The sequence below is a fragment of the Phenylobacterium sp. genome (genome assembly GCF_035539035.1).
Taxonomy (GTDB): domain Bacteria; phylum Pseudomonadota; class Alphaproteobacteria; order Caulobacterales; family Caulobacteraceae; genus Phenylobacterium.
In genome coordinates, this window is sequence record NZ_DATLJI010000003.1 from 44,486 (window position 1) to 60,378 (window position 15,893).

At 72.6% G+C, this 15,893-nt stretch carries 14 protein-coding genes and 1 pseudogene; 6 read left to right on the forward strand and 9 right to left on the reverse strand.

What is annotated here, in order from left to right; genetic code table 11:
- Positions 1-210: 210 nt before the first annotated feature.
- Positions 211-1,185 carry an NAD-dependent epimerase/dehydratase family protein gene (locus tag VM685_RS00670; protein WP_325458177.1) on the reverse strand — a complete coding sequence of 325 codons (975 nt, stop codon included), beginning with the start codon at positions 1,183-1,185 and terminating at the stop codon, positions 211-213.
- A gap of 248 nt (positions 1,186-1,433) precedes the next feature.
- Here VM685_RS00670 and VM685_RS00675 point away from each other — a divergent pair, with 248 nt between their 5' ends.
- Positions 1,434-2,036, forward strand: a complete 603-nt coding sequence (locus VM685_RS00675; protein WP_325458178.1) for a thermonuclease family protein — start codon at positions 1,434-1,436, stop codon at positions 2,034-2,036.
- Positions 2,037-2,073: 37 nt separating this feature from the next.
- Here VM685_RS00675 and VM685_RS00680 read toward each other — a convergent pair whose 3' ends face one another.
- From VM685_RS00680 to VM685_RS00690, 3 genes are read right to left on the reverse strand one after another with little or no spacing between them, the layout of a single operon-like run.
- Positions 2,074-2,745 carry an SOS response-associated peptidase gene (locus tag VM685_RS00680; RefSeq protein ID WP_325458179.1) on the reverse strand — a complete coding sequence of 224 codons (672 nt, stop codon included), beginning with the start codon at positions 2,743-2,745 and terminating at the stop codon, positions 2,074-2,076.
- Between the two features lie 33 nt (positions 2,746-2,778).
- A complete protein-coding gene (locus VM685_RS00685; protein WP_325458180.1) occupies positions 2,779-2,985 on the reverse strand; it encodes a hypothetical protein in 207 nt (68 codons plus the stop codon).
- A 4-nt stretch (positions 2,986-2,989) separates the two neighbouring features.
- A complete protein-coding gene (locus VM685_RS00690) occupies positions 2,990-3,280 on the reverse strand; it encodes a hypothetical protein (protein ID WP_325458181.1) in 291 nt (96 codons plus the stop codon).
- Between the two features lie 277 nt (positions 3,281-3,557).
- On the opposite strand from VM685_RS00690, the gene VM685_RS00695 reads away from it, so the two are divergent.
- Together VM685_RS00695 and VM685_RS00700 are read left to right on the forward strand one after the other, a co-directional pair.
- Positions 3,558-3,695 (forward strand): hypothetical protein, encoded by a 138-nt coding sequence (locus VM685_RS00695; RefSeq protein ID WP_325458182.1) that lies wholly within the window; start codon positions 3,558-3,560, stop codon positions 3,693-3,695.
- Positions 3,685-3,828, forward strand: coding sequence for a hypothetical protein (locus VM685_RS00700; protein ID WP_325458183.1), 144 nt, complete (start codon positions 3,685-3,687; stop codon positions 3,826-3,828). The genes VM685_RS00695 and VM685_RS00700 overlap by 11 nt, the downstream gene beginning before the upstream one ends.
- Here the strand turns inward: VM685_RS00700 and VM685_RS00705 are convergent.
- From VM685_RS00705 to VM685_RS00715, 3 genes and pseudogenes are all read right to left on the reverse strand, one after another.
- Positions 3,825-4,274, reverse strand: coding sequence for a CopG family transcriptional regulator (locus tag VM685_RS00705; RefSeq protein ID WP_325458184.1), 450 nt, complete (start codon positions 4,272-4,274; stop codon positions 3,825-3,827). The genes VM685_RS00700 and VM685_RS00705 overlap by 4 nt on opposite strands.
- A 2-nt stretch (positions 4,275-4,276) precedes the next feature.
- Positions 4,277-6,106: pseudogene (traG, locus tag VM685_RS00710) on the reverse strand (IncP-type conjugal transfer protein TraG); the annotation flags it as partial.
- Positions 6,103-7,794, reverse strand: coding sequence for a DUF3363 domain-containing protein (locus tag VM685_RS00715; RefSeq protein WP_325458185.1), 1,692 nt, complete (start codon positions 7,792-7,794; stop codon positions 6,103-6,105). The gene VM685_RS00715 and the pseudogene traG, both read right to left, overlap by 4 nt.
- 364 nt (positions 7,795-8,158) lie before the next feature.
- Between VM685_RS00715 and VM685_RS00720 the strand changes: the two genes are divergently transcribed.
- Together VM685_RS00720 and VM685_RS00725 are read left to right on the forward strand one after the other, a co-directional pair.
- Entirely contained in the window at positions 8,159-9,001 is an 843-nt protein-coding gene (locus tag VM685_RS00720; protein WP_325458186.1) for a hypothetical protein, read from the forward strand.
- A 143-nt stretch (positions 9,002-9,144) separates the two neighbouring features.
- Entirely contained in the window at positions 9,145-12,936 is a 3,792-nt protein-coding gene (locus tag VM685_RS00725) for a VCBS domain-containing protein (RefSeq protein ID WP_325458187.1), read from the forward strand.
- Positions 12,937-13,406: 470 nt separating this feature from the next.
- Here VM685_RS00725 and VM685_RS20995 read toward each other — a convergent pair whose 3' ends face one another.
- Positions 13,407-14,024, reverse strand: a complete 618-nt coding sequence (locus tag VM685_RS20995) for an excalibur calcium-binding domain-containing protein (RefSeq protein ID WP_349255565.1) — start codon at positions 14,022-14,024, stop codon at positions 13,407-13,409.
- A gap of 32 nt (positions 14,025-14,056) precedes the next feature.
- Positions 14,057-15,370: an MBL fold metallo-hydrolase gene (locus tag VM685_RS00730; protein ID WP_325458188.1), complete on the reverse strand. Its 1,314-nt coding sequence runs from the start codon at positions 15,368-15,370 to the stop codon at positions 14,057-14,059.
- Positions 15,371-15,733: 363 nt separating this feature from the next.
- Here VM685_RS00730 and VM685_RS00735 point away from each other — a divergent pair.
- On the forward strand, positions 15,734-15,893 hold a 160-nt coding region (locus tag VM685_RS00735), incomplete at its 3' end, for an NAD-dependent epimerase/dehydratase family protein (protein ID WP_325458190.1).

The following is a 15,893-nucleotide window of genomic DNA, read 5'->3' on the forward strand; positions in this document are numbered from 1 at the left end:
CTCGCTGAGGGGATGGGGCCGGGTCGCAGGCAGGGTCGGGCGAAGCATGAACAACGCCCGGGCGGCGATCCCGTCGCGCGGAGAAATGAAAGGCGAGCGGAGGGGGGACCGGCCGGGGCGCCCAGGAGTCGTCCGCTCACGGAACGGCCCCGCCGGCGAGCGCCGGCCACGCCAACGCCTGCCCGCTGAGGGCGCGGAAGCGTCCGACCGTCAGCTGGCGCCGTAGAAGGTCCGGTACCAGTTGACGAAGGCGGGGAGCCCCTGGGCGATCGGAACCCTGGGCGCGTAGCCCGTCACCTCGACCAGACGGGAGACGTCGGCGCAGGTGGCCGTCACGTCCCCGGGCTGCATTGGCCGGAACACCTTGCGCGCCTCCCGGCCCAGGGCCGCCTCGAGGGTCGCGATCATGGTCATCAGGCCCTCGGGCCGACCACCGCCGATGTTGAGGATGCGGTTCGCGCCCCGCTCCGGCGGCCGGTCCAGGACCCCGACCACGCCATCGACGATGTCGTCGATGTAGGTGAAATCCCGAGCCATCTCACCCTGCCCGAAGACCTCGATCGGCTCGCCGGCCAGGATCTTCCGGGTGAAGGAGAAGTAGGCCATGTCCGGCCGCCCCCAGGGGCCGTAGACGGTGAAGAAGCGCAGGCCCGTCTGGGGGAAGCCGTAGAGCTTGGCATAGGCGAAGCTCATGAGCTCGCCGGCCCGCTTGGTCGCCGCATAGAGGGACACCGGCTCGGCCGCCGCGTCGTCCTCCCGGAAGCCCTCGCCCGCGCCCGGCCGGTCGCCATAGACCGAGGAGGACGAGGCGTAGACCAGGTGCTCCAGGTCCGGGCAACGCCGGCACGCCTCCAGCACCGAGAGGTGTCCGGCCAGGTTGGAGCGCTCGTAGGCGAAGGGGTTCTCGATGGAGTATCTCACCCCTGCCTGGGCCGCGAGGTGCACGATCGCCCGGGGCGCATGCGCCTTGACCAGGTCGCCGAAGGCCGCCGCCTCGGCGATGTCCATCCGGACCATGTCGAAGCCCTCGCGGGTTTCCAGGCGCGCCGCGCGGGCGGCCTTCAGGCGGGGATCGTAGTAGTCGGTGAAGGAATCCACGCCGACGACGCGCTCGCCCCGAGCCAGCAGGCGCTCACTAAGGTGCATGCCGACGAAGCCCGCGGCGCCGGTGACGATCACTGCCATTCGCAACCGGCCGGGCGCGCCCGGCCGCCTCCTTCGCAAGGTCCCTCGCCTATCCGCTCCGGCGCCTGGTCCACAAGGACTTCCTCCTGCGGCGACCCTGATCGGGAGGCGACGCCGACCTCCGCCTCCCCGATGGCCCCTCCCCCTGCCCGGCCGAGGCCGCGGCCGCTCCCCACCGACGGCTGCGCCCAAGCGCGTCTGGCGGACCTGCTCAGGTCCGGTTTACCTGCTGGACGTAGCCTTTGCGGATGACGCGCCACCTCCTCACCGCAGCGCTGCTCGCCCTGGGCGTCGCGACAAGCGCCGCCGCGGACCCCTGCACCGCGGTCCCGGAGACCGGGCCCACGCCGGCGCATCTGACGCCGGGGAAGCGCTTCGGCGGGCCGGTCGCCTATGTCGGCGACGGGGACAGCTTCTGCGTCGCGACAGGCGCCACGAACGCCTCCTGGGTCGAGGTGCGCATCGCAGACTTCAACGCGCCCGAGCTCTCGGACCCTGGAGGCGCCGCGGCCCGGGACGCGCTGGAGCAGCTGGTGCGCTACAAACGGGCAAGCTGCGTGGCCGGGAACCGCACCCATGACCGCATCGCGGCCCGCTGCACCGTCGCAGGCCAGTCGGTCGCCGATCTGCTGCGCGCTGCGGGTGTCCGCGAGGGCGGCAACGGCCGCCGGCCAGCCGCCGCCCCGCCCCGCCGCACTCCCCTGGCGGCGCCAGACCAGGGCGCCTTCCGCAACTGCGCGGCAGCCCGCGCCGCGGGGGCCGCGCCGCTCTACCGGGGCCAGCCCGGCTATGGCGCGCACATGGACGGCGATGGCGACGGCGTGGCCTGCGAGCCGTACCGTGGGCGCTGACGCCCGAACGGCAGCCGGCCGCACCCTCGCCGGCCGTTCAGGCGCGGACCGGCTCCGGCGGGTCGGCGATCAGCGTGCCGGGGGGCGGTCCCCTTAGCAGGGCGGCATAGTCGCCGGCGCAGTCCAGCCAGGCGGCCGCGCCTTCGCGATCAAGGACCACGGGCTGGCGGTTGTGGAAGACGTGCATGTCGTCGCCGTCGCGGGTCTCCTGCATGACCATGGTGTAGCTCTCGGTCCGCTCGCCTTCCCAGCTGTGGCTCGCCCACAGTCCCGCCAGGAACAGGGGCGACCCGTCGGCCCGGCTGATCAGGTGCTTGGTCTTCGCGCCCTGGGGCCCTGTCCACTCGCAGATGGCGGTGGCCGGGACGAGGCAGCGGCGCGCCTTCACGGCGTCGCGGAAACTGGCCTTGCTGGCCATCTCCTCGCACCGGGCATTGTTGGTCGGGAACTTCCAGCTCTTCGCCGGACCCTTGTGGAAGAACGGCACCAGCCCCCAGCGCCCCACGGCCGGCTCCAGCCCCGCCGCAGGGTCCGCGGGGTCCACCGGCCGCACGAACAGCCCCTGGTACTTCGGATAGACCACCTTCGCCCACGGCTGGTTGGCGAGGGTCGCGTCCCCGGCGGAGAGGACCAGCGTCTGGCCGAGGAAGCGCTCGAAGGCTTCGCCCAGCGCGGCGAGGCTGGGCTCCAGGGTGTACAGGTTGCACATGGCGGCCAGCCTGACGCAGGGCCCGCGCCTGCGTCAAACAATCCAGAGCCGAACCGCCTCCCGGGCCCCGCAGCCGCCGCACACCAGCCGGCGGCGGATCTCCGGCGGACTGGCGTCGGCTCCCAGCCTGTGGACAGCGTCGGAAGAGCTCCAGCGCGCCTGCCGGCCGCACCGATCGCAGGCGATGCCCAACTGCCGGTGGGCCGGCAGCGAGCGGCGCAGGTTCTGGAACATGGTCATGACGCTAGCCCCTCGTCAGCGCGCCGCGGCCGTAGTCGTAGGTGTAGTCCACGCCCCCGGCCCACCAGCAGACCAGCGCCGAGGTCTCGGTGCTGCGTGCGAGCCTGGCGCAGGTGGTGCAGCGGAACCTCATCTCGGCGACCCGCTGCGCGCCCCGTTCGGCCGCACACAGGGCGGCGGGATCGACCGGCCGCAGCACGCGGCAGGCCAGGCAGTTGATGTACAGCCGGGCGTCTCGGGCGATCAGAACCTCGGGCGTGAACTCGGCGGGATCCAATTCAGGAGCGGGGGGCATGGTTGGAACATATCAGGAACATCTGAGCGGCACGACCCCTGCGGTCACGAATCCACAGTTTGATTTGGCAGCGCGCCTGATCGCGCCGGCCCTGCGGCCACAGAACTCCGCCCTGCGGCAGGAGGGGATGCCTGGATCAGCCGGCAGACCGCCAAGCCGTCAAGCCGCCAAGCCGCCAAGCCGCCAAGCCGCCAAGCCGGGAACCCCAGCCTCCGCCCCGGTTTGACTATTCTTCAACGGGTCGCGACATTCATACCCTGTCCAGGAGTTAAGAGCCGTGACCGCCGCCCTCAAGACCGATCAACGCCGCGAGACCTCTCATCACGCCCGCCCCGGCGTCCGCGTGGAGGTGAAGGCTGCGCACGAGGTGATCGGGAAGCGCTACCCGAAGATCCTGACGAAGCTTGCAGAGTGACGAGCCGCTCTGGGTCGATCTGGATCAGGTCGTCGAACTCAATCAACTGATCGTCGAAGACACGCAGGAGCCATTCCAGATCCTCGACCGGGGGCTCCCGGAGTCGGCGCTGTACGTTCCTCGGAACGCCTAGGACCCGCCGCCGTCCCCCCACTGGCGACCGGACGCTTCCACGTCCTCCAGCACCTCGGCGGCCAGGGAGCGTCCGCCCGCCACCCGCTGGCCCAGGGCCTCGATGAAGCCGGCGTAGCGCTCGCGCCCCTTGGCTTCCATGGCCTCGCGGGCGGCCCCCTCCGGCGCGGGGGGCGTCGCCGTCAGCCAGGCCCGCACGAATAGCCCGAGCGCCTCGTTGCCAATCGCCTCGTCGCGCTCCAGCCGCTCCAGCTGGCGCGAGATCCGGTCCAGGCGTCGCGCCAGGGCCGCCTCGCTCCGTTCCGAGCCGTCCGGCGACAGCCAGGCCGCCAGGGCGAGCCGGGCGATCTCCGACTTTGACAGCCGCAGCCGCCGCGAGCGGTCGTCGAGCTCGCGCACCAGGTCCGGCGGCAGGAAGACCTTGGTCTGGACGAGGCGCGCGCTCACAGCCTGATCCCCCCGTCGACGTCCCGCCCTCGTTCCGCCGCCGGGGGCGCCATCTCGTCCCGGGGCGCCCCATGCCTGTCCTGCCGCGGAGGCCCCCTCACCGCCCGCCACGCCGGTTCGTGGGGCGCGCCAGCCCGCCCCCCCGCGCCCGGCGGCAGGATCCGCCGCCGCAGGCGCGGGTCGGCGTAGTAGCGCACCTTGTGGGCGCGGATGGGCGGGCAGCCGTTCACCAGGACCAGGGCCTCGTCCGGCGGCAGCTGCATCACCTCGCCCGGCGTCAGGAGCGGCCGGGCCGTCTCCTGGCGGCTGACCATGAGGTGGCCGAGCCAGGGCGCAAGCCGGTGGCCGCCGTAGTTGCGCATGGCGCGCAGCTCGGTGGCGGCGCCGAGCGCATCGCTCACCCGCCGGGCCGTCCGCTCGTCGTTGGTGGCGAACGCCACCCGGACGTGGCAGTTGTCGAGGATGGCGTGGTTCGGGCCATAGGCCCGTTCCAGCTGGTTCAGGCTCTGGGCGATCAGGAAGGCCTTGAGACCGTAGCCGGCCATGAAGGCCAGCGCGCTCTCGAAGAAATCGAGGCGCCCCAGCGCCGGGAACTCGTCCAGCATCAGCAGCAGGCGCCGGCCGCCGGCGCGCGCCTCCAGGTCCTCGGTCAGCCGCCGCCCCAGCTGGTTGAGGACCAGCCGGACGAGCGGCCGGGTGCGGCTGAGGTCGCTGGGCGGGACGCAGAGGTAGAGGGTGGCGGGCGCGGGCCCGTCCACGAGGTCGGCGATCCGCCAGTCGCAGCGCGAGGTGGCCTGCGCCACCACGGGATCGCGGTAGAGGCCCAGCAAGCTGATGGCGGTGGAGAGCACGCCCGAGCGCTCGTTCTCGCTCTTGTCGAGCAGCTCCCGGGCCGCCTGGGCGACCACCGGGTGCGGCGCCCCATCCAGGTGCGGGGTCGCCATCATCGCCCGCAGCGTCGCCTCGATGCTGCGGGCGGGATCGGAGAGGAGGGCCGCCACCCCGGCGAGCGTCTTGTCCGGCCCGGCGTGGAGGACGTGCAGGATGGCGCCCACGAGCAGGGCGTGGCTGGTCTTCTCCCAGTGGTTGCGGCGCTCCAGCGCCCCTTCGGGGTCCACGAGGATGTCGGCGATGTTCTGGACGTCGCGCACCTCGCTCAGGCCGGGCCGCACCTCCATGAGGGGGTTGTAGGCGTCGCAGGCGGGATCGGTGGGATCGAACCGCAGCACCCGTCCCAAGCGACCCCGCCAGCCGGCCGTGAGCCGCCAGTTCTCGGCCTTCACGTCGTGCACTACCGCAGAGCCCGGCCAGGTGAGCAGGGTCGGCGCCACCAGGCCCACGCCCTTGCCGCTGCGGGTGGGGGCAAAGCACAGCACATGCTCCGGCCCGTCGTGGCGCAGGTAGCGGCGGCCCAGCCGGCCCAGCACCACCCCGTCGGGCCCGAGCAGCCCGGCCCGCGCCGCATCCCGGCGGCTCGCCCAGTGGGCGGAGCCGTAGGTGGTGGCCACCGCCGCCTCCCGGGCCCGCCAGAGGCTGAGGGCCACGGCGATCGCGACACCCGCCGCCGAGCCCGCCGCGGCGACCGCGCCGGCCGCCGCGAAGACCTCGGGCGCCTGGCGCCCGTAGGCGAGCCACCACGGCGCCAGGCTCCAGGCGGGATAGACCGGGACGGCGCCCAGATGCAGCCAAGGCGGCCCCAGCGCCGCCTGGAAGCCGAGCCGCCATGCCGCCCACTGGGTGGCGGCCTGCAGCCCCCCCAGCACGGCCGCCCCCACCGCCAGGACCTGCCCCCAGAGGACGCGTCCGCCTCCGCCCGCCGACGCCGCGGTCACCGGCCCAGCTCCGGTCCGCGGCCCAGATCCCAGGTCATGCCGTCGCGCGACAGCCGTCCGCCGACCTCCCGGCCGAGGCGCCGGTCCAGCGCCCGGGCCCAGGGAAGGAGCCGGAACGCGCCCCCGTCCTCGACCACGGCGAACCGGCCGGACGCCAGGTCCAGGCGCCGCACGTACCGCCCCCGCACCTCCGGACCGCCCCCCGCCTCGAACCGGAGGCCGGTCTCCTGCGCGACGGCCGCGCCGGCCGACGCGAGATCCCGCGCCCGCAGTGTGGCGAGCAGGTCCCTGGCGGCCACGAAACCTGCCCCCTCCCCCACGCCAAGCCCTCGCCCCGCGAGCACCGCACGACGCGCCGCCAGCGCCTCGCGCACCTCCGCCCCGAACCCCCGCCACGCCAGCGCCGCAGGCTCCCGGGTTACCAGCTGGCGGTCCAGCCACGTGGCGCCTTCCGCGCTCACCTGCGTCTCCAGGGGGAGGTCGCTGCGGTGGACCAGGCGCATGCCTGCGGGCCCCGGGATCGCCTCCACCAGGCCAGCGACCGGCGTGTCGCCCGCCGCCGCCAGGTCCGGCAGGCGGATGTGGCGGAGGCGCCCATCAACCCCGTCGACCACCGCATAGGCTGAGCCGGTGAGCTCGTCGTACAGGCCGCGGGCGACCAGCCGCCCAACCACGGGCGAGGGTAACGCCTCCCCGTCCGGCTGCAGGTCCTCCAGGGGCCGCGTTCCGCCCGCCGCGCGATGCAGGGCGGCGATGATGTCGCGCCGCTCGGCCAGGGCCTGCAGGCGCGCCCGGCGGTCCGCCGCCAGCCGCCAGACCCCTGCCCCGTCCGCCGACGCCAGCCCGAGCCGCTCGAGGGCCGCGGCGCGGCCGCAGAGCAGCGGCCGCACGTCCCGGTCCGGCGCACCCGCGCCGGGCCGCAGGTCCACGCGTCCGCCCTCGGCCAGGGCGTCCAGCAGCCGGTCCAGACCCGTCCAGCGCTCCGCCGTCACCTCCTGCTGAAGGCCCGCCGCGATCTCCCGCGCCGACCGCGGCCCGAGCTCCAGCGACGCCAGGGCCTCGGCCCGCCCGCGCAGGCCTCGGGCGATGTACTCACGGGCGATCACCAGGTCCTCGCCCTCGGAGTCGCGTCCGCGCACCAACACGTGCAGGTGGGGATGGGCGGTGTTCCAGTGCTCGACCGCGATCCAGTCCAGCTCCGTCCCGAGGTCGGACTCCATCCACCGCATCAGGTCGCGCGCGAACACCCGCAGGTCGGCGAGCTGCGCCGCATCCTCCGGCGAAACGATGAAGCGGAAGTGGTGGCGGTCGCCGTCGCAGCGCGCCGAGAAAGCCCGCCCGTCGGCCTCGCCAGCCGCATCGAAGACCTTGCCCGCCGCCCCGGCCCGGTCGACGCCATCACGGCGAAGGTAGGCGAGGTGGAGGCCCAGCGGCGCGGCCCGAAACCGGCGCCCCGTATGACGCACCACCCGCGCCTTGACGATCACCCGCCGACCGGGGCTGCGAAGGCCGGCGGCGATAGCGACGCCCCGGCCGCGGCCTGCGCCGCGTCCGGGGGTGCGCCGGGGGCCGGCGCCGCCCGGCCCGTCCCGCATCGCGGCCAGCACCTGACCGACGAAGGTGCGCGGACGCGCGCCGCGGTCGCGGATCCGGCCGGGCCTGGGGCGGAAACGGTCTTCGAGGGACATAGCGCCAAGGCTAGGACGAAGCCTCGCCCCCGGCGCGCCGACGTTTGCGCGCCCGGCTGCGAATGCATTCCCCATTCGGCGTGCGGCGCGACGGGACAGCGAGGCGCAGGCGACGACGGTCGAGGCAGGAGGCCGCAGCCCGTCACGGCTCCGGAGCAGGACCTAGATGTTCAGGATTGCGCCAGGTGGCGGAAATGCCCGCCGCGGGGCCAGCCGCCGCGGTCGCCGCACCCGTGGAAGCCGCTTACCTCCGACGCTTGGATAGAGCGCCTCGAGGGTCGGGAGGCGGCGACGGCAAGAGCGCCTAGACATTACGGTGACGCTTGTTGCACCTGGGCGGATGTTCAGCTTGGTCCCACCCAGGATGGCGCTCCGGGAAGATATCGCGACCCTTCGGGCCCACGCGGATTTCCGCGCCGCGGTCGAAGCGCTGGCGGTGGCCAATGGCGAGAAGCTCGCCGCGATGTCGGTGATCGAGCGCTGGATGACCCGCGATCTTGGTCGCAGCGGGCTTTCGGGCGCCGCGATCGTCCTGGATGGCTATTCACAAGGGCAGGGTATGACGTTCGGCATGCTGGTGGACGCCGCCAAGCATAACCGGATCTGCAGCCGCGCGCGGGTGCGCCTGTACGTGGAGCGGGCGATCGCCAATGGATTGATGGCGCCGCAGACTCCAGGCGAGCCCCTGTCCCACGCGACCCGCATCGACATCCTGCCCCTCTTCCGAGAGGTCATGCGGCGCGGCGTCCGCGCAACGCTTGCCTCCCTGGTCACGCTCGCGCCTGACGTCCAGCCCGCCGTTCTGCGACTGGACGAGCTCTCCTTCTTCGGCCGCTTCTCTAGCGCGGTGGGCTTGCAGGTGGAGATCCAGCGTGAACTCTTCCCCACCGACGGACCGGTCAATCTGTTTCTATCGCGCGACGGCGGCACGCGCATGCTCGAGCACCTGATCTGCCTGCAGGAGCCCGGCCGGGACCGACTGCTGCAGTCGTGCGAGATGTCGCGGTCGGTCCTTGCACGCGCGAGCTTCAGCTCGCGCGCCCATGTCGCCCGGCTGCTCGGGGAGCTGGAGCGGGAGGGGCTTGCGCGCATGGACCGGCGACGCATGACCGTCGCCCGCGAGCTGTCGGACGACGTCGAGCGGCACTATGCGACGATGTTCGCCGTGGCCAGGGCCGCGGCGCTGAGCGCCCTCGAAACCGGCTAGCGGTTTTTTATGTGCAGTTGATCGGAAGCTTTGCCGGAGCAATCCACGAGCGCCGCTGTGCGGGCGCCTCGTGCAAGCCGGGTGGCATTGCCGCGTAGACCGGACGCCTGGCGCGCGCCAACCGTTTTTGGGGGATCGACGCCATGCCGAACGTCCGCGCTGGTCAGGCCGTGCAGGTCTTCGACGGCGAAATCATAGACTCGATGGATCTGCGGGGCGACGGCGCATCGATCAAGGTCGACGCCGGCGGCGTGATCGTAAGCCTCGTGGGCACGGGGTATACCGCTACGATCGAAAACGCCGGCGCCATCGGCTCCGAGGGCCTCGCGAACAGCGGTGTGCTCATCGGTGGGGGCTCCATCATGAACGCGACCGGCGGCTCGATCAGCCGCATCGTCACGGGCGGCTTCGACGAGGCGGTCTCTCATCAGGCCTTGCAGATCACCAACGCAGGCTCGATCGGCGTCATCGATCTGAGCCAATCCGATGTCGGCGCCGAGATCTTCAACTATGGTGCGATCGCCAGCCTCACGATGAGCGCCGGCGCCGATTTCCTCTACATCGGGCAGGCCGGCTCGGTGGGCTTCGCCAACGGGGGCGATGGGTTCGACGAGGTCGTGATCACGGCTTCGCAGCTGAGCGGCGCTGCGAGTCAGCAGCTGTTCCACGGTCAGCTGACGGGGTTCGAACTCCTGTGGGTCGAATCCGATTCGCAGGTGAGCCTCGACGCCGGAGCCCGATTGGACTTCACCACCGTGGCGGTGGACGGGGTGCTGAACCTCAACGGCGCGCAGGACGTTGGCGTCAGCACCTACATCGTGAACACGATGCCCGGCCGACCCGGCGCGAGCGGGGTGCTCACCCTTTCTGATTACGCCGGGACCGCAAGGTTCAGCGGAAACGGACAGGTCGTCTTCCAGGGAGAGAGCTTCCTGCGCGCGGGCGCCCCGCAGTTCACCGGGACCATGACCCTCGGCGCCGTCAACCACCTGCTCGGGCCCACAGCGGGCGCCCCCGCCCTGACCTTCGCCGCTGGCTCCGAGCTGGACCTCGACTACGACGTCCTGGGCGCCGGTGGGCCTGCAGCCACGCTGAGGGGGTTCGCCGAGGGCAACAGCATCGTGGTTCACGGCATGAGCGCCGACTCCACCGCGACGCTTGGCGCGGGCAACGTCCTGCGGGTGAGCGGCTCCAGCGGCGCCTTCGACCTGAAGCTCGACCCCGGTCAGAACTACGGAGGGCAGTTCTTCCACATCTCGGCCAGCGGGGCGATCACGGTCGACCACACGCCGGCGAACGCCCCGCCGGTCGTCTCGGGCCCCGTGACAACGACCGTGGCCGAGGGGGCCGCGCCGACCACTCTCAACGCTCTGGCCAACGCATCTGACGCCGACGGCCAGACGCTCACGGTCGTGGACGTGCCGCCGACGGCGCCCTTCCTCACCTACGATGCGGCGAACCACAGCTTCACGCTCGATCCTTCGGCGCCCGCCTTCAACCACCTCGCGCAGGGGCAGGCCCAGGTGGTCGGCGTCACCTACGGCGTCTTCGACGGCTTCGCCCGGACGACAGCCGAGGTGCGATTCACGGTCACCGGCGTGAACGATGCGCCGCTGGTGGCGGGGCCGCTCAAGGCCAGCGCGCTCGAGGGCGGGGCGGCGGTCACGCTGAACGCACTCTCGGGCGCGAGCGACGCCGACGACGGCGCCGTGCTGAGCGTCGTGGGCGTACCGTCCGAACTGCCGGCCGGTGTGAGCTACGACGCCGTCAGCAGGACCTTCACCCTCGATCCCGCGCATGCGGCCTACGATCACCTGGCGGGCGGCGCCACAACGACCGTGAGCGTGAGCTATGGCGTCTCGGACGAGATCGCCACGACGCCACAGACGGTCAGCTGGATCGTGACGGGGGCGAATGACGCCCCGACCGTCGCGACCCTGTGGGGGGCCGTGAGCGAGGATGGCGGAGCCTCGACGCTCAGCCCCCTGACCGCGGCCCGGGACGTGGACGACGGCGCCGCGCTCACGATCGTCGAGGACACGGGCTACGCGCCGCCGCGCGGGCAGGTGATCACCGTTGGCGGCGAGGGGACGCCAGCCGCCCTGCCGCCGGGCGTGACCTTCGCCGACGGCGCCTTCACCCTCGATACCACGAACGCTGCGTACCAGAGCCTGTCGGCTGGGGAGTCGGCCACCGTGATCGTGCGCTTCGCGGTCTCCGACGGCGTCGCTACGACGCCGGACACGGTGAGCTGGACCGTCACGGGGACGAACGACGCGCCGACGGTGAGCGGACCGGTGGCAGCCACGACCACCGAAGGCGGGGCGGCGGTGTCGCTGGACGCCCTCGCCGGCGCAACCGACGTGGACCACGGCGCGGCGCTCGGGGTGGTGGATATTCCGACGCAGCTTCCGCCCGGAGTCACCTACGACGCCGTCGGCAGGACGTTCGCCCTGAACCCGTCGGACGCGGCCTACGACGACCTGGCGGAGGGGCAGACGCGGACGGTCAGCGTCAGCTACGGGGTTAGCGACGGGACCGCGACCACGGCGCACGCGGTCAGCTGGACAGTGACCGGTGTGAACGACGCGCCGCGGGTGGCTGCGCCCCTGGCGGCCACGGCGACTGAAGCCGGGGCCGCCTCCCCAGTCAGCGCGCTCGCGGGCGCGAAGGACGTCGACGCCGGCGCGGTGCTCTGCGTCACCGGCGTTCCCGACGCCCTGCCCGCGGGGGTGACCTACGACCCGGCCACGGAGAGCTTCACCCTCGATCCGACCAACGGCGCCTACGACCACCTGGCCGCGGGCCAGACCAGGACGGTCACCGTCGGCTACGGCGTCTCTGACGGCGCAGCGACCACGCCTCAGGCGGTCACCTGGACGGTCACCGGGACAAACGACGCGCCCACCGTTAGCGCGGCGGTCAGGGGTTCGGCGAACGAAGGCGGAGCGGCCGTCACCGTGCAGGCGCTGGCCCATGCGGCCGACGCTGACGACGGGGCGGTCTTGAGCATTACAGGCGTGGGCCTGCTCCCGGCTGGCGTGAGCTACGACTCCGGGACGCAGACCTTCACGCTCGATCCCACCCACCCGGCGTACAACGCGCTGCGTGGGGGCGAGGCGATGACGGTGAGCGCGAGCTACCTCGTCTCGGACGGGACGGCTTCCACGGCGCAGACGGCGAGTTGGACCGTCATGGGGACCAACGACGCGCCGACACCCACGGACGACGCGGGCGCGGTAGACAACAACGCCAGCGTCGTGATCGACGTGCTGAGCAACGACAGCGATCCGGACACAGGCGACACCCACACGCTCGTCTCGGTCTCCGCCACCAGCGCCGGCGGCCACGTCAGCGTCGTCGATGGCAAGGCGGTCTATGTAGCCGACGCCAACGCCTTCGATTCCCTGACCAGGGGGACGACCGCGACGGACAGCTTCAGCTACGTCATGCGAGACGGATCCGGCGCCGAGAGCACCGCGACCGTGACCGTCACGGTCACCGGCACGGCTGCGCCGCCGGTGGTGATCCAGGCGGGCAACGGCGACAGCAGGCTGAACGGCGACAGCGGCGACGACCAGCTGTACGGCGGCAACGGGAAGGACGAGCTGTCCGGCTTCGCCGGAAACGACCTGCTTTCCGGCGGCAACGGCAAGGACAGCCTGAGCGGCGGGACGGGCGACGATCGCCTCACGGGCGGCAACGGCAACGACCAGTTCCACTTCGCCGCCGTGTTCGGGCATGACGTGGTCACGGACTTCCATCGGGGTGACCAGCTGGTCTTCAACGGCGTGTTCGGGACCTTCGAGAGCGTGATGCAGCACGCCCAGCAAGACGGCGACGACGTGGTGATCACGTTGGACGGCGCCAGCGCTGTTAGGCTGGAGGACGTGAGCCTGTCCAGCCTGCGGTCCAGCGACTTCCTGTTCGCCTAGGACAGGTCCAGGGCGGGTCCGCTGTATGGCGCCGACTTGCAGCGCGAAGGTCAAGCTGTCGGGCGCCGAGGCTTTGCGCCCACGAACCGTGGTTGGCGGCGGGCCTCAGCCAGGTCGCCCTGGCTGGGCGGATCCGCGTGGATCGCGCCCACGTGAGCAGCCCGGGGCCGGAGCGGCAGAACCTAGCGCTCCTCACTCTGTAGCACACGGCTGAGGCGCTGGGAGTGCAGCCGGCGCGGCCGCGAGGAGGCTAAGCGGCCGCCGCTCGGGCCCCCCGACCGTTCCTCGCGCACCACCGCTGGGAGGACGACCGCCTTCGGGCCCGAGTTCTCTGCCTGATCGGCTCGGCCGCTTTCGTGCCAGAGGTCTTCAGCCGGTCGGGGATCGGGCGGAGGCCGACCGCTCGGCGGCCCGCCTGAAGGCGCGTCCTTTCCCGCTGACAGCCCGTCGGCCGCGCTCGCGGCTGCCGATCAAGCGGCGGCGCTTACCTCCAGACGTGGGTTGGGAGAGCTCCGGAGCCCGCCGTCTGGGACCGAGAGGCTCGGGATGCGGAAGGTCCCGCGGTCCCTGTTGGGATCCTTGCCGTTTCCGGTCGTGGCGGGACCCTGGCATCCGCTAGGTCCCGCGAATTCCCCGGCACACACAGGCGCTAAGGACCACCAGGTCCCGCGCCTTTCATCTTGCCTTCGTCGGGTGTGTTCAAAATCCCCGGGGAGCCCCTGCGGAGCCGCCCCGGACAACGTCGTCTCACCGTCCCCTGTAGGGCTCGCAGCCGACCCCGTCCCATCGCGGTCGAGATGGGGGCCATAGCCGGGGTCTCCACGTCTCACCGGCGCCGCCCCGGCGGCGCGGGCCGCCGCGCAGTTCGGGAAGCCCCCTGCGGACCTCGCCCCGGAAGCCCGCGCGCTCCGGTTGGCGGACGGCCGGTCCGCCGCCGCCCCGCCGCGGTGGCAGTGGTAGCCGCCGGTCTTGCGGTTGTTGTGGCAGCCCTCCGCGTTGAGCCCGCCCGGATGGGCGGCGGCCCGGCCCGGGCCACCCGCGGCCAGGAGCAAGGCGCACGCGGCGGCGGTCATGGCCGTGCGGAGCATCTTCCCCTCCCCGTCATCCTCGCGGCGACCCCCTAGTCGCTCAGCCGCACATAGGCCGGCGAGATCATGGTCCCCTGGACGGTGATCACCACATGGTCGCAGCCGCCGGCCTTGCCGTCGCGGTCTGTCCCGATCTTCGCCGGATTCGCCGCGCAGGCGGCGTCGTCGAGGTCGGTGCGCCACAGCTGGCCGCGAGCCTGCAGCTCCTGCACGACCTCGCGATCGGGCAGGCCCGTCCCGCTGTAGGTCATCGGCCCCGAGGAGATCACGAAGACGCGGGCCCCCACTGCGTCCAGGAAGGCGCGCCGGGAGGAGGTCTTGCTGCCGTGGTGTCCCGCAAACTGCACGTCGGCGCGAAGGTCGGCGCGACAGCAGGCCAGCAGCAGGGCCTCCGCCGAGCCTTCGTCCGGCGGCTCCCGCGGGTCGAGCCGCCGGCCCGCCTCGGCGTCGCCGGTGAGCAGGACACGGACCTCCCCCAGGTCCAGCCGGGCCACCAGGCTGTTCTCGTTGGGGTCGTCGTGCTCGCCGGCGTCGCGGTGCAGGAAGGTGATCTGGGCGCCCTGGCCCAGGGCCACCGGGCGGTCGTCGATCGCCGCGCCGCGGCCGATGCGGAGATCCCGCGCCGCCCGGCTGCAGCTGGCCGGCAGCCGCACCTCCCGCACGCCGCCGCCCGCGGCGAGCTCGTGGTAGGCGACCCCCGGCTCCGCGGCGACGGCCTCGAGGAAGTCGCGGTAGACGCAGGTCCCGAACATCCGCCCCGAGTCCCAGACATGCCGCACGCGGTAGGCAGCGAAGACGTCAGGCATGAGGCCCGCGTGGTCCTGGTGGGCGTGGCTCAGCACCAGGTGGTCAACCTGGCGCAGCTGCGGCCTCACGAACCGCAGATAGGCCATGAACCGGTTGCGGGCGCCCTCCGCCTTGTCGTCGTTGCTGCCGGCGTCATAGACCAGGGTGAAGTCCGGCCCCTCGACGAAGACCGCCAGCCCTGTCCCGACGTCCACGGCGTGGATCCTGTAGACCGGCGCGGCGGCCGTGGCGGCCGGCGGCGGCGACGGCGCCGGCGGCTCGAGGACACGGGTCCAGGCCTTCGAGACGAAGCCAGATGCGCCGCCCGGCAGGCGGATCTCCCGCCAGCCCGGCCGCTCGCCCACCAGGGGCGCCGTCTCGCCGGGCGTCAGCGCCTCGACCACCGGCGCCTCCCGCGACGGCGCGGCCCGGACCAGGACCCCGGAGACGACCCGCGCCGTGGGAGCCACCTCCTGTGACGCGGCCGCGGCGCCCGCGAGCAGGCACAGGAGCCCCGCCGCCGCCGCCGCGGCGCATCGCCGGACCATGGTCGCGAACATCCGTCGCCCCCTCCACGACGCGCGCTCCGGGCCGGCCGCCGCAGTCGCCCGCAGCCTCGCCCGGAGCACAACGCCGGCCTGCCCCTGGCGAAGCTTCGCGCATGAGTTGACAGCCGGCAAGGCGCCGAAGAGGCTCGCGCGCCCCTAGGGAGGCATGCGGCATCGCGCCGCTGTCCGCGGACAGCGGCGCGTGGGCAGGCGCGGCAGAAGGAGAGAGGACCGCCTTCTAACCGATCGTTGCGGTGTAAACCGTGGCAATGATACGGCCGAGCCTGCCAGAGGGAGCACTCAGGACCGAGGTCGGCGGCGGCGAGGTCGCCTGTGCGCGCGACTGTGGGGGCTTCGGGCCGGACGGGGGATGAGATGGATCGGGGATCTAAGCCCGCCGTGCTGGTCACGGGCGGAGCCGGCTACATCGGCGCACACACCGCAAAAGCCCTGCACGAGCAGGGCTATTTTCCGGTCGTCTACGACAGCCTGAGCTCGGGCTTCCGAGAGGCCGTCCGCTGGGGCGCGTTCGTGC